This is a genomic window from Pseudonocardia acidicola (assembly GCF_012911935.1).
Taxonomy (GTDB): Bacteria; Actinomycetota; Actinomycetes; order Mycobacteriales; family Pseudonocardiaceae; genus Pseudonocardia; species Pseudonocardia acidicola.
In genome coordinates, this window is the sequence record NZ_JAAXLA010000002.1 from 1 (window position 1) to 13,206 (window position 13,206).

The 13,206-nt window shown below is 74.5% G+C and carries 11 protein-coding genes and 1 pseudogene; 4 read left to right on the forward strand and 8 right to left on the reverse strand.

The window, feature by feature from the left end; genetic code table 11:
• Nucleotides 1-382: 382 nt before the first annotated feature.
• The 5 genes and pseudogenes from HF526_RS34920 to HF526_RS01095 form a co-directional block, all read right to left on the reverse strand.
• Nucleotides 383-721: pseudogene (locus tag HF526_RS34920) on the reverse strand (C40 family peptidase); the annotation flags it as partial.
• Nucleotides 722-1,217: 496 nt separating this feature from the next.
• Nucleotides 1,218-2,033 (reverse strand): nucleotide sugar dehydrogenase, encoded by an 816-nt coding sequence (locus HF526_RS01080; RefSeq protein WP_169379302.1) that lies wholly within the window; start codon nt 2,031-2,033, stop codon nt 1,218-1,220.
• A 525-nt stretch (nt 2,034-2,558) separates the two neighbouring features.
• Nucleotides 2,559-3,188, reverse strand: coding sequence for a response regulator (locus HF526_RS01085; RefSeq protein WP_169379303.1), 630 nt, complete (start codon nt 3,186-3,188; stop codon nt 2,559-2,561).
• A complete protein-coding gene (locus tag HF526_RS36725; protein WP_169379304.1) occupies nt 3,185-4,540 on the reverse strand; it encodes an ATP-binding protein in 1,356 nt (451 codons plus the stop codon). Before HF526_RS36725 ends, HF526_RS01085 begins: the two co-directional genes overlap by 4 nt.
• A gap of 286 nt (nt 4,541-4,826) precedes the next feature.
• Entirely contained in the window at nt 4,827-4,970 is a 144-nt protein-coding gene (locus HF526_RS01095; RefSeq protein WP_169379305.1) for a hypothetical protein, read from the reverse strand.
• Between the two features lie 246 nt (nt 4,971-5,216).
• Between HF526_RS01095 and HF526_RS01100 the strand changes: the two genes are divergently transcribed.
• The gene (locus HF526_RS01100) at nt 5,217-5,477 is read left to right on the forward strand and encodes a hypothetical protein (protein WP_169379306.1); all 261 of its coding nucleotides are present in this window, start codon (nt 5,217-5,219) and stop codon (nt 5,475-5,477) included.
• Between the two features lie 168 nt (nt 5,478-5,645).
• Nucleotides 5,646-7,043: a glycoside hydrolase family 16 protein gene (locus HF526_RS01105; RefSeq protein ID WP_169379307.1), complete on the forward strand. Its 1,398-nt coding sequence runs from the start codon at nt 5,646-5,648 to the stop codon at nt 7,041-7,043.
• An 83-nt stretch (nt 7,044-7,126) separates the two neighbouring features.
• Here HF526_RS01105 and HF526_RS36730 read toward each other — a convergent pair whose 3' ends face one another.
• On the reverse strand, nt 7,127-8,737 hold the full coding sequence (locus HF526_RS36730) for a C40 family peptidase (protein WP_338051207.1): 1,611 nt from the start codon (nt 8,735-8,737) through the stop codon (nt 7,127-7,129).
• A gap of 359 nt (nt 8,738-9,096) precedes the next feature.
• On the opposite strand from HF526_RS36730, the gene HF526_RS01115 reads away from it, so the two are divergent.
• Nucleotides 9,097-9,861: an enoyl-CoA hydratase/isomerase family protein gene (locus HF526_RS01115; RefSeq protein WP_169379308.1), complete on the forward strand. Its 765-nt coding sequence runs from the start codon at nt 9,097-9,099 to the stop codon at nt 9,859-9,861.
• Between the two features lie 10 nt (nt 9,862-9,871).
• Here HF526_RS01115 and HF526_RS01120 read toward each other — a convergent pair whose 3' ends face one another.
• Both HF526_RS01120 and HF526_RS36070 read right to left on the reverse strand, forming a co-directional pair.
• Nucleotides 9,872-10,414, reverse strand: a complete 543-nt coding sequence (locus HF526_RS01120; protein WP_169379309.1) for a dihydrofolate reductase family protein — start codon at nt 10,412-10,414, stop codon at nt 9,872-9,874.
• Between the two features lie 453 nt (nt 10,415-10,867).
• Nucleotides 10,868-12,013, reverse strand: a complete 1,146-nt coding sequence (locus HF526_RS36070) for an acyl-CoA dehydrogenase family protein (RefSeq protein WP_169379310.1) — start codon at nt 12,011-12,013, stop codon at nt 10,868-10,870.
• 113 nt (nt 12,014-12,126) lie between these two features.
• On the opposite strand from HF526_RS36070, the gene HF526_RS01130 reads away from it, so the two are divergent.
• The gene (locus HF526_RS01130) at nt 12,127-13,059 is read left to right on the forward strand and encodes an LLM class flavin-dependent oxidoreductase (protein WP_169379311.1); all 933 of its coding nucleotides are present in this window, start codon (nt 12,127-12,129) and stop codon (nt 13,057-13,059) included.
• Nucleotides 13,060-13,206: the final 147 nt, after the last annotated feature.

Sequence of the window (13,206 nt, forward strand, 5' to 3'; positions counted from 1 at the left end):
GGGCGGTGGTCGTCGGCGGGGTCGTCGCCGGCGAGGCCGTCTCGGCCGGGGCCGCCGGCGAGGCCGTCTCGGCCGGGGTCGCCGGCGGGGCCGTCAGGGCGGTCACCGGCGGGGTTGTCGGCGCGGCCGCGATACCGGTGCCGCCGGGCAGGCCGGTCGCCGGCGGCTGCGGGGCGGCCTGCGCACCCTGGACCGTGGCGCTCTCCGCGATCGCGGCGGCCGCCGATTCCGCCTCCGGCGGCTGCGGGTCGCCCGGTTGCGGCAGCACCGGCGGGAGCGGTGCGACCGGGGCGCGGAACTCGGTGTCCGCGGGACCCGACGGTTCGGCGGGGGCCGGGGGCACGTCCGGCAGCACACCGGGGGTCAGCGATCCGGGTTTCGCCGCCGGCCGGGTGGCGCCGAGGTAGTCGTCGCCGCGGTAGCGGTAGAACGCCACCTGTACGGGCTTGCCGAACGTCGGGGCGTTGACCATCCGGCCGGCCCCGATGTACATGCCGACGTGGTGAACCTTGGCCGGCGTGCCGTAGAAGACGAGGTCACCGGGCTGCAACGGGGCACCGGTGGGGACGTGCGGGCCTGCGTAGTACTGGGAGTGCGCGGTCCGCGGAAGCCGGACACCGGCGATGCCGTAGGCGTACGTGGTCAGCCCGGAGCAGTCGAAGCCGGCGTCGCCGTTGGCCGGGCCGTCACCACCCCAGACGTAGGGCAGGCCGATCTGGGCCATGGCGCTGGCGACGGCGACGCGGGCCCGGTCGTCGGGCGCGTCGGTGGTGAAGGCGGCGGGCCGTGGTTCCGCCGCCCTCACATCTGCCGGGGTCCCGGCGGCGGTGGCCACGGCAGGTGCCACCCGGTCGGCGGTGACAGCGAGGGAGTTCGCCGACGGCGCCGGGTCGGTCACGCCGCCGGCCCCGGCATCCAGGGGCGCGACAGCGGGGACGGTGCCGACCGTGACCGCACCGAGCACGGCGGCGAGCACCCAGCCGGCAGCGGCCGTACGTCCCCCGCAAGGAAGCGGGCGGTGGGGGGCGATGGTCGTGGTTGCCCGAGAGGGTCGGCGCACTGGCACGATGTCGAGCATGTGGGGCCGAACGTTTCGCGGCCAGCCCACGGACTGGGGAGCGCGAACCCCTCAACGAGGGGGTCGTCCAGCGCCGGCACCAGCGCTGTGACGTGCGACGACATCATGCGGGAACATCGTCATCGGTTCGATCGCCGGGTCAGCGGTAGCCACCGGCGACGCGGCGCCGCGACGTGGACCAGCACAGGGCGTGCCGCGCCGGTGGCCCGTCGGGGACCGCGTCCTCGGGGTGCACCAGGTGCACCGCCGTGGTGTCCACACCGGGCGCGGGCCGGACCAGCGACCGCACGGCCAGCCCCGCGTCGCCGGCGAGCACGGCGAGCCGGTCGACCACCGTGACGTCGACCTCGCGGGCGTCGCGTTCCAGCAGCGACACGAGCTCGGCGACTCGCGGCGAGGTGACCGCGACGCAGCCGAACCCGAGCGAGCCGTAGAACGCCTCGACCCGCGCCCGCGAGGCGGCGTCCACACCGGACACCACCCGCGGGCTCTCCGGGCCGCGGGCGGGCTCCGGGCTGTACCCGAGCGCGAAGTCGGTCCCGGCACGCAGCCCGGAGAGGAACTCCAGCGTCGGCAGCACGACCTCCTCGGTCGTGCCGGGGCGGGCCGTCGACTCCAGCACGACGAGGGTGCCCGGGCGCAGGTACTCGGCGATCACGGCCGCCGCGATCTCCAGCGTGTTGTGTCCCGGGCCCGCATCGCGCGGGGCGGCGGGCACCGCCAGCACTGCGACGTCGAGCCCCGCGCAGCACACCGGATCGGTGGCGACCCGGAGGTCACCGGAACGCCGGCCGGCCGCGCGCTCGCGGTCCGCCGACGCGAGGTCCTCGATCCGCCCGCCCCAGGGATCGAACCGCACGGTGTCGTGCCCGGCCATGGCCGAGCGGCGGGCGGAGATCGCGCCGGCGCGGCCCTGGCCGACCACGACCACGCGCGGCCGCGCCGCGGCGGTCATGACGGGTCCCCCGCCCCGGCCGGGAGGGGACCGACCGGGACGGGGAGAGCGGGGGTGGATGGGGACACGGGGAGCTCCTGGAAGTGGCGGGCCACCCGGGCACGGGCGGCGGATGTCCCCGTCGCCGGCCTGGCGCCGGTGCCGAGGAATTCCACGACCGAGAGTGCGGTCCGGCGGCACCGGCGGGCAATACGACCCTGGTGCTAGTACCCGGCCCCGGGTACTAGCACCATCGGCCAGCTCCCCGGTGTCCCGCCCGCGCGGCACGATCGAACGTGTCACGACCGCCAGTACCGTCCGCGCCCGACCGGACGCCGGCACGGAACGGAACGCACAGCGTCGTCCTGACCGCCCCGCCGCCGGATCCGCGCCGGGCCCGCGCCACCCGCCTGGCGCGCCGCACCGCGCAGGCCGGGGCGCTGCTGACGGCGGCGTTCGGACTGCTCGTGCTGTGGCAACTGCTGTTCGCCCCGCAGCTCGACGTGTGGCCCGGGCCGGACTCGGCGCCGCCGCGACCGGCCCCGCTCAGCGTTCCGTCGGATGCAGGTGCTCTCGTGCCCACAGGGCCGCTTGCACCCGGTCGCTGACCCCGATGCCCTGGAAGGCGTTCGTCAGGTGCGCCTTGACGGTGCGCTCGGTGATGCCCAGCCGGCGGGCGATCTGCTTGTTCGCCAGCCCCTCGGCGACCAACGTGAGCACCTCGCTCTCCCGCTGGGTCAGCTCCCGCGACGCGGGCGCGCGGTGCCGGCGGTCGAGCAGCACGCGGCCCGCCCGCGGGTCCAGCGGGGCGCCGCCGGTGTGAGCCGCGCGGATCCCGTCGAGCAGCGCGTCCGGGTCGGTGTGCTTGAGCAGGTAGCCCTGCGCGCCGGCGTCGAGCGCGTCCATGATCCTCGACTCGTCGCCGTAGGAGGTCAGCACCACGACCCGCGCCGCCGGCAGCTCCGTGGTGATGCGGGCGGTGGCCCGCACGCCGTCGACCACGGGCATCGCGAGGTCCATCAGGACGACGTCGGGGCGCAGCTCGCCGGCCAGCGCGCAGGCCTGCTCGCCGTCGCCGGCGGTGCCGACGAGCTCGATGTCGTCGGCCGTGCCGAGCAGCTGCTCGAGGCCCTGGCGGACGATGGCGTGGTCGTCCACGACCAGCACTCTGATCACCGGGCCGGCACCTCGAGCATCAGCGTCGTGCCGGCCCCGGGCGCGGACTCCACGATCAGCGCCGCGCCGACCTCGTGGGCCAGGTCGGCCAGGGCGCGCAGGCCCAGGTGCCCGGGGCGGGAGGGCAGGTGCTCCAGATCCATCCCGCGCCCGTCGTCGGTGATCCTCAGCACGGTGGCGCCGTCCTCGGCGGTCACCCGGATGTCCACTCGGGAGGCGGCGGCGTGGGCGACCACGTTCCGCAGGCCCTCCTGGGCGACCCGGTAGATCAACTCGGTCTCGGCGACGCCGAGCCGGTCCAGCGGCGCCGTGATGGCCACCTCGGCCTCGATGCCGTGCGTGCCCGGCCCGGCGGCCAGGTCGGCCAGCGCGGCGGCCAGCCCCTCCTCGTAGAGGTTCGGCGGGTAGATCTCGACGAGCAGCGAGCGAAGCGACTGCACGGCCTGCCGCACCCGGTCCGCGGCCTCCCGGGACTGCCGGGCATCGGCCCCGCCGCGACGCGTGGCGGCCCCGAGCGAGAACGCCACGCCGGCGAGGTTCTGCACGACGCCGTCGTGCAGGTCGGCGGCGATCCGCCTGCGTTCGGCGTCGGTCGCCTCGATGGCCCGGCGCAGCAGCGCCTCGCGCTGTGCCTGGTTACGCCGCAACCGGCGGGCCATCGCGATCGCGATCGGGGCCTGGGCCAGTGACAGCAGCAGCAGTGCGCCGAGGCTGTACGGGGCGAACCGCAGCCAGATCCGCTGGCCGGCCCGGGTGACGCCGGCGTAGCGGTAGTAGGCCTCGAACAGCACCCTCTCCCCGTTGGGAGTGCGCACCGGCAGGTAGACCTCGAGCAACTCGGTGTCGCGGTTCTCGTAGCGGTTCTCCGGATCCGACAGGTTGCTCAGCTCGGCCTTGGTGGTGCCGGTGACGAAGGAGTCGAGCTCGTCGCCGCGCAGCCCGAACTGCTGACCGATGAGCCGCGGTTCGTCGGAGTACAGGACGCGCCCGGTCCGGTCCCAGATCTTGACCCGGACCAGCCAGTTGCGCAGCACCTCGCGGCGCACCAGGGTGTCCAGCGCCGCGATCGCGCCGGGATCCCCGGTCAGCAACTCGTCCTGCAGGGCCGGCTCGACGGCCACCCCGGCGACCACCCGGGTGGCACGCCGTGCGTCGTCGACGGCCTCCTGGATGCCCAGCAGCCGGCTCGCGTAGGCGGTCACGACCGCGACCACCAGCAACGTCAGCAGCCCGGTCACCGCATAGCGGGTCACCAGCGAGCGGCCGGAGAGCCGCTCCACCTGGATCGAGGCCGATGACGGCCCGGACCCGCGGGCATCCGGCCCGGCCGGCCGGCCGGCGGGCGTCCTCACTGCCACCACGGTTCTCCGGCGCTCGTCTCGCCGGTCAGCGGCCGGCGCGGGTCGGGGTGGTGTCCGCGGCACGGCGCCACGAGGCTCGGCAGGCCCACGATCAGCATCCGGCGTGCCGTCGCTGTCATGCTGCGCATGGCTCTCCCGGCGGCTGTCGACACGCTGACCCGCCGAGTCTGATCGACAGGATCATGCCGTCGTGAGCCGCAAAGGAGGGGTTTGCGCCCCCTCAATCAGGGGTGCCCACGGCGCCGCGCCGAAGACTGCTGAGCGCGGGAGCGCCCGTTCAGAAGCTCAGCAGGCCGCTGATCCGCATGATACCGACCACGACCGTGCCGAACACCGCCACGATCAGCATGGCCAGCCCGAACAGCAGCGTGCACACCACGAACCCCACGGCTCCCGGGAGCCACGACCAGCTCTCAACCACCGCGTCACCTCCACCGGCTGTCGGTCGCCGCAGGGGTTACCCATCGCGGGACCCGGGTCGACGGCGGTGGACCTACAGGTCCGCCCCCGTGTCCGGCTGCGCATCGTCGACAACGGCGTCGGGGTGCCTGCGGACGCGATCGCACGGGCCCCGACGGCCGTCTCGGCCTGCGACTGCTTGCCGACCGGGTCACCGATCTCGGCGGCGTGCTCACCGTGACCGCATCCGCGGACGGCACCGTCGCCGATGCCCGGCTGCCTGTGGGCTGACCTGCGCCGCTGCGCCGACCCTGCAAACACGGGGCCGGGACTCCCTACCCGCGGCCACCTGGTCCCCCGCCGGGCCCGCACCATTCGTGCCGGGCGTTCCGCCGAGGCGATGCGCGCCTGCCGGGCGTGCCGGCGCGGGCTGCAGGACCTGGGTGTGCAGGCCGCCCCGCACACCCGCCGGCTCGCCGCGATGGCGATCGGCCGGCACGCCGAGCAGCAGATCAGCAGCTCCGGGTGACGCCCGCGGCCCGGGCCCCCATAAGTGGGGGGTGCCGATCCCCCGGCCTCGGGCTGTCCGGGCCGGCACGCCGCGGACACGCTCGACGAGCGTGCCGGGCTGCCCGGCGGCGGCACCGTCCGGGGCCGCGCCGCAGCGCGAGAGGATCATCGACGAGGGGATCGAGACATGCTGGTCGGGCTGCAGGCCTGCAGGATCGCCGCCGCCGCCGTGATGTTGGCGATGAGCGCCCTGTCTACGGATGACGCGGGATCCGCTGCTACCGGCGGCGCGCGCCCGCCCGCGGTCGGCTGCACCGTCACCCCGCAGGCCGCCGACTGCCTGCCCGGCACCGGACTCGGCGGTGCCGCCACGTCCGACGGCCAGATCACCGGCCCGGTCGCGAGCGCGCCGTCGTCCGAGGCCCCGGCGCCGCAGAGCACGTCGGCGGCGGCCGGATCGGCGTCGGCCGGATCGGCACCGACGGAATCGTCCGGTCCCGACTCGCCCGCGAACGCCGGTTCCGCCGGCTCGTCGAGCAGCAGCCCGCCGGTGACGCTCACCGGTGACGGCGGAACGTCCGCGGCGCAGATGCACGGCTGGGGTGCCCCGGCCCGCGTCGAGGAGTTCGACGAGGGCCTCGAGCAGTGGAACGTCTACGACGGCCCGGGCCACGCCGGCAACGGGCGGCGCAGCCCCGGCGCCGCCTCGGTCGGGAACGGTTACCTGACCATCACCGGCGACCCGGACGGCACCACCGCGGGCATGGCTTGGAACTTCGGCTCCATGTACGGCCGCTGGGAAGGCCGGATCAAGGCCCCCGCCAGCGATCCGTCCTACAACGCGCTGCTGCTGCTGTGGCCCGACGCGGAGAACTTCCCCGTCGGCGGCGAGATCGACTTCATGGAGATGATGGACCCCACCCGCCAGAAGACCAACGCCTTCCTGCACTACGGCGCCGACAATTCCCAGATCGGCGGCGAAGTCGGCATCGACGCCACGCAATGGCACAACTGGGCCGTCGAATGGACCCCGACGAAGATCACCACCTTCGTCGACGGCCAGGAATGGTGGTCCACCACCGACACCTCGGCATTTCCGCCCGGGCCGATGCACATGACCATTCAGCTCGACTGGTTCCCCAAGGGCGGCGCCGTCCAGCAGTCCCGGATGTACGTGGACTGGGTGCGGTTCTACCCGGTCGACGGCACCGGAGTCTCGCCGCTGGAGAACAACACCACCGCGAATCCGGTCGGTGCCGCGGGCGTCACCGGCACCCCGTCGGCGGTCCCGGCCCGGTCCACGACCGCCACCACGCGGACCACCGCCCCGCCGGCGCCGGCCGCGACGAGCACCACCACGACCCCGGCCGCGCCGGCCACCCCGACGGCTCCGGCCACGTCGGCCACCCCGACGGCTCCGGCCACGTCGGCCACCCCGACGACCCGGGCCACGTCGACCCGCACGACGACCACGACCCCCACGACCACCGCGCCGCCCGAACCCCTCGCGGACCCGACCACCTCGATCGGCGCCGCATCGACCACGCCCGAACCCGCGGCCCCCACCGCCGGGGCCGCCGGCTGAGCCGCCATCGGCACGCCGAGCGATGATCCGGACCCCGGCCCCACGTCGTCCCCCAGCGACGTGGGGCCGGCTGCTGTCCGGGTTCAGGCCGCGGTGAGGACGACCCAGCTGCCGGGGCCGGTCGCGGCCAGCGCGACCAGCGCGCCACGCGGAGCAGCCGCCAGCAGCCGGGCCGCGGCGACGCTCGTCACGTCCACCGCGCGGTCCCGCACGGTGAACGTCCGCGTCGACCCGGCCGAGTAGCGGACCGTGATCGGTGCACCCACGAGCACGCCGTCGACCAGTGCGGGCGAGCCGAGCGTGATCACCGTGTGACCGCCGCTCGACCACACCCCACCGCCCCCGGCGGGGGCCTCCGGCAGCCCGGTGGCCCGTTGCGCGACCGGTGCGAGCTCGACCGTCCCGCCCGGCAGCGTCGCCGCGGTCGCCGTCGCCGGCACGGCGATCCGCGGAGCCGCGGTGCTGGCCGGCGGCGGGGCCACCGGAGCCGGCGTGCCCGAACGGGCGGCGACCGACGGCGCCGATCCTGCGGTAGTCGATGCGGGCGACGGCGTCCGGGCCGGTGGGGTCGTGGGAGCCGGTGGCCCAGCGGGCGCCGGCCCCGCGCGCCCCGGACCCGGTCCGGGCGTAGGCCCGCCGGGCACGGTCCCCGGGTCCGCAGCGGTGAACGGGCCGGCCGTGCCCGACGGCGCGGCGGGCTGCGCGCCGGGGCCGTTGCGGACCACGCCCGGCGACCCGTCGGCCGGAGGCCGGCCCGGTATGGGCACGACCAGCTGCACAGTGCTCGGCGTGTGCGCCGATTCCTCGTCGGCCGCAGCGATCGCGGCCGCCGCGGTGACCGCCTCCGGGGGCAGCGCGACACCCGGCTCCGGCAGTGGTCCCCGGGGCAGCGGGGCCGGCGGCGCGTCGAAGATCAACGGCGACGCCGCCGGGTCGGACGGCTGCGACGCCTGCGGCGCCTCCAGCAGCAGCCCCGCGAGCGGCACACCGGTGGCGGCCGGACGGGTCGCACCGAGGTAGTCGTCGCCGCGCCACCGGTAGTAGGCGGTCTGGACGGGCTTGCCGAACGTCGGCGCGTTCACCATCCGGCTGTCGCCGATGTACATGCCGACGTGGTGCACCTTCCCCGGAGAGCCGTAGAAGATCAGGTCACCGGGTTGCAACGGGGCGCCCGCCGTGACGTGCGGGCCACGGTTGTACTGGGTCTGCGCGGTGCGCGGGAGCGCGATCCCGGCGGCGGCGTAGCTGAACGTGGTGAGGCCCGAGCAGTCGAAGCCGCGGTCCCCGTTGGCCGGACCGTTGCCTCCCCACTGGTAGGGCAGCCCGATCTGCGCCATCGCGGTCTGCACCGCGACCTCGGCCCTGCCGTCGGGCACGCGGTTGGTGAACTCGGCCGGCCGCAGCTGCAGCGTCGAGGCCGGTTCGGCGTTCGGCGCCGAGGCCCGGGACCCGCCGGACAGCAGCCCGCTGAGCACGCCGCCGGTGCGCGGCGTGTCGCCGGGGTGGCCGTGCGCAGCCGCAGTGGAGTCCGAGGCGGCGCGCACCGTGACCGTCGTGACGGGGCTCGCGGACGGCGGGGTGCCGAACGTCATCACACCGAGCAACGCGGCCAGTGCCCACGTCGACGTGGTGAACCACCGGCGCCGGCCACCACCGGTCCGCAGGTCCGGCACCCGATCATCGCGCATCGTCATGTCGGGCCTTCCCGAATGGTCGACTGTGGATGGCCAACCGAGCATGCCGGGTGCGCCCGTAGCCGTCACCACGCACACGGGCGATATCTCAAGCGTTCGTGCGGAGCCGAACGGACTACACTCCGTGCAGGTCAGAAGGCCGACCCTCGTCGCGCGGCCGCCGCCGGACAGCAGCGATCCGAGCGGGATGAAGATCTGCGAGACGGGCTTCTCGATCGCTCCGGATCCTCCGGGCGATCGCGGTGCCGGTCCGGCCCACGGTCGTTCGGGGACGACCGGACCGAACCCCGGCAGGCCGGATCTCGCCGGCGTACCGAGAACGGACACGGTTCGCGGCCGCGACGTGCTTGGCTAGCGGCATGGACTTCGTCGACGTGGTCGATTCCGGTGGGGTGCGCACGCTGACCCTGAACGAGCCGAAGCGACGCAACGCGCTGTCGCTGGAGATGCGGGTGGAGTTGCGCGACGCCGTGCGCGCTGCGATGGACGACGCGCGCTGCCGGGTGGTGGTGCTGACCGGGGCGGGCGGGTTCTTCTGCGCCGGCGGGGACATCAGCTCGATGAGCGCGGACCCCGCAGCCGGCGAGTACCGGCTGCGGGTGCTCTCCGAGCTGGCCGAGGCGCTGGCGGGCGGCCCCAAGCCGGTGGTCGCCGCGGTCGAGGGCGGCGCGTTCGGCGCGGGGCTCTCGCTCGTCGCGCTCGCCGATCACGTCGTGGCTGCCGACGACGCCCGCTTCTGCGCCTCGTTCGGCACCATCGGCCTCGGCACCGACGGCGGCCTGTCCTGGTCGCTGCCGCGCCGGATCGGCCGGGGCCGCGCCACCGAGATGATCATGTTCGGCGAGGTGATGGAGGCGGCGCAGGCGCAGCGGATCGGCCTGGTGGAGCGACTGACGGCTCCCGGCACCGCGCTCGAGGCCGCACAGCACCGCGCGGCGTTGTTGGCGGCCCGGTCCCGGGATGCGCTGGCCGCGAACAAGGCCGCCCTCAGCGGTGCGCACGCCGACCTGACAGCCCTGCTGGCCACGGAGAAGGAGGCCCAGCTGACGCTACTGGCCGGGCCGGACTTCGCGGAGGGCCGGGCAGCGTTCTTCGAGAAGCGGAAGGCGGTCTTCCCGGCCTGACCCGGACTCGTCAGACGACGCGCAGCCAGAGGTTCGTCGCGCCCGGTGCGTGGGTCAGGCTGACGCGTTCGAGCTTGACGTTGGTCCCGCCCGGGTGGTCGAACAGCCGGACGCCGTCGCCGAGCATGACGGGCGCGACGCACACGAGGATCTCGTCGAGCACGCCCGCATCGAGGCACTGCCGGGCGACCTCGGCGCCGAGAACGTTGACATATTTGTCACCGGCGGCGGCCTTGGCCGCGGCGACGCCGCTGTCGAGGTCGGCGACGAAGGTGACACCCGGCACCGGCGTCGCGGGGGCGTGGTGGGTGAGCACGAACTGCGGGCCGCTCCACCCGCCACCGAACGGCTTGCCCTCCTTGTCCGGGACGCCCTTGTGCGGATCGTCGCCGCGGAAGGTGCGGTTGCCGACGAGAAGCGCACCGATCTTGCCGATCACCTCGTCGATGGGCGGGTTGGGCCCGAGGTGCTCGGTCAACCAGGACATGTCGCCACCGGGGCCTGCGATGAAGCCGTCCAGTGACATGGTGGCTGAGTACAGGATCTTGGCCATGGCCTACCTCCGTCGAGATCACTGTGGTTCTTGCCTGTTGAGACCCCGGATCGCGGCCGAACTCATCGGTGCCGGATTCGCGATCGCGAATCGATTCCCGACAGCCTTGCGGTGGCGCCCGTTTCGTCGGTTTTCGACCGTATGTTCGAGTCATGGAAGCGGAACCGGCGGGATGGGCGGAGATATCGCCCGGCCCCGAACTCGGTGCCGCGCTCGACGGCCTGGATCTCGCGACGGTGCCGAACGCCGAGGTGGTCGGGGTGCTGTTCGCGAGCTGGCAGATCTCGCACGCGAACGCCCGGTTCTTCGAGGCGATGGTGGAGGTCGGCCGCGCGGTGCCGGTCCCCGGCGGCGCGGCGAGGCGCGCTCCACCCGGCTCCGGACACATCCGGGATCGGTTGGAGCGCGCCCGGGTGGCACGCCGGCCGGTGGCAGGCCAATCGGGTGCGCACCTCAGGGCGCGAACTCCCGGCCCAGCAACTGCCGAGCCACCACCAGTTTCGCTATCTGTGCCGTCCCGTCGCCGATCTGCAGACCGATCACGTCGCGCAGCCGCTGGCCCTGCGGGTTGTCCGTCGACCAGGCGGCGTGACCGAAGGTGAGCAGGGCCTGGTGCACGACCTCCATGCCGAGCTTGGGCGCCCACCACTTGGCCATGTTGGCCTGCACGGTGTGGTCCAGGCCCTGGTCCTTGCGCCACAGCGCCTCGTAGCAGAGGTGCCGGGCCCCGGCGAGGTAGGTCGCCGACTCCACCAGCGGGAACGCCAGGCCCTGGTTCTTCCCGATCGGGGCGCCGAACGCCTCCCGGGTCCGGGCGTAGTCGAACGCGTCGTCCAGTGCGGCCGCCGCGATGCCCAGGCACATCAGCCCGATGATCGCCCGGGAGTAGTCGAACCCGCGCATCACCGACACGAACCCGGCTCCGTCGGCGCCGATGAGATCGTCCCGGCCCACCCGCAGCCCGTCGAAGTACAGCGACGCGCGACCGATCGACCGGCTGCCCAGGTCGTCGAGCGGGGTGCGGGACAGGCCCGGAGCGTCCAGCCGCACGAAGAACGCACTGATCCCGCGAGCACCAGCACCGCCGGTCCGCGCGAACACCACCGCGACGTCGGCGTACATGCCCAGCGTGATCGAGGTCTTCTCCCCCACCAGCCGCCAGCCGTCGCCGTCGGGCTCGGCGCGCAGCGTCAGGTGCGCGGCATCCGAGCCGGCGCCGGGCTCGGTCAGGCACAGCGCCGGCACCGTCTCCCCCGATGCGATCGGCGGCAGCCAGCGCGCGAGCTGCTCCTCGGTCGCGTTGGCGACCAGGATGTCGGCGATCAGGGCGCTGTTGAGCAGCAGGTAGCACACGTTGACGTCGGCGCGGGAGATCTCCTCGGCGGCCAGTCCGGTGGTCACGGCGTCGGCCCCCTGGCCGCCGAACCGCTCCGGGATCCGCAGCCCGGTCAACCCCATGCCGGCCAGTTGTCCCGGCAGCTCCGGGCGCATCACGCCGGCCCGGTCGTCGGACTGGTAATGCGGCGCGAGCGCCGTCGTAGCGAACCGTCGAAGCTCTTTGCGGAAAGACTCCTGGTCGTCGTCGAAGGCGAAATCCACGCCGCGTCCACCCCGCTCCGTTGCCGGTGAGTGCTTATGGTGCCTTCTGCGACGCTAGTGCCCGCCGACGGCGCCGCCCAGGGGTCGCGGCGGCGCACGGAAGTGGTGGGACATTGGCCCTGCAAGTCGCCGACGCCGGGGTCGGCGTGATGCTGCCGAGCTTCGACCCGTTCCGGCTGGGCCCGCCGCCGCTGGTCCGCGGTGCGCGGCTCGCCGAGGAGCTGGGGTTCGACTCCGGCTGGGTCGGCGACCATCTGAGCTTCCACCCGCCGGTGCTCGACGCACTCTGCGCGCTCTCGGCCGCCGCGGCCGGCACCGAGCGGCTGCTCCTGGGGGCCGGCGTGCTGCTGCTGCCGCTGCGCAATCCGGTGTGGACGGCCAAGCAGGTCGCCACGGTCGCGACCCTGGCGCCCGGCCGGGTGCTGCTCGGCGCGGGCGTCGGGGGCGAGAACCCTGCGGAGTTCGAGGCGGCCGGGGTGCCGGTGACCGAGCGCGGCGCCCGGCTCGACGAGTCGGTGCAGATCATCGCTGCGTTGCTGCGCGGCGACGCCGTCGACCATCCCGGTCCGCTGCTGCCCACCCGCTCGCCCGCTCTCGAGCCGGTGCCCGACCCGGTCCCACTGATCATCGGGGGACGCTCGGACGCCGGGCTGCGCCGCGCCGCCCGGGTCGCGGACGGGTGGCTGGGCGTGTGGACCTCGCCGGACCGGCTGCGCCGCGCCCACGAACGGCTGCGCGAATGCGCCGAGCAGTACGGCCGGCCGCCGTGCACACCGCTGATGATGGTGTTCACGCACGTCACCGCCGGTGCGCAGAGCCGGGAGTCGGCGCGGGAGGAGGCCGCACGGTTCGTCGCCGGGCAGTACGGGCTGCCGCTGGCGGCGGTGGAGCGCTGGAGTCTGATCGGCGGCGCCCACGAGGTCGCCGAGGGCCTCGCGGCGCTGCGGGCGGCCGGCGCGGCGGGTTTCGTGCTGTTCCCGGCCGCGGCCGATCCGCTGACCCAGTACGAGCGGCTCGCAACGGTCCGCGGGCATCTCGACGGGTAACCCGACCCCCGTTCCACCCGGTCCTGGGTTATCGAGGCCTGCTCCTCGCTCACCCCGACGTGGCCGAGCCGGCGATCGTGGCCATGCCTCGAGCTGGTCGACACGCTCCCCCGGACCCTCACCGGCAAGATCCAGAAGTTCGCGCTG

What these genes read in the sequence shown, in the direction of transcription:
- HF526_RS01080 (WP_169379302.1), bottom strand. Translation starts at nt 2,033, where the DNA reads ATGACCGCCGCGGCGCGGCCGCGCGTGGTCGTGGTCGGCCAGGGCCGC.
- HF526_RS01100 (WP_169379306.1), top strand. Translation starts at nt 5,217, where the DNA reads ATGCCCGGCTGCCTGTGGGCTGACCTGCGCCGCTGCGCCGACCCTGCA.
- HF526_RS01105 (WP_169379307.1), top strand. Translation starts at nt 5,646, where the DNA reads ATGCTGGTCGGGCTGCAGGCCTGCAGGATCGCCGCCGCCGCCGTGATG.
- HF526_RS36730 (WP_338051207.1), bottom strand. Translation starts at nt 8,737, where the DNA reads ATGACGATGCGCGATGATCGGGTGCCGGACCTGCGGACCGGTGGTGGC.
- HF526_RS01115 (WP_169379308.1), top strand. Translation starts at nt 9,097, where the DNA reads ATGGACTTCGTCGACGTGGTCGATTCCGGTGGGGTGCGCACGCTGACC.
- HF526_RS01120 (WP_169379309.1), bottom strand. Translation starts at nt 10,414, where the DNA reads ATGGCCAAGATCCTGTACTCAGCCACCATGTCACTGGACGGCTTCATC.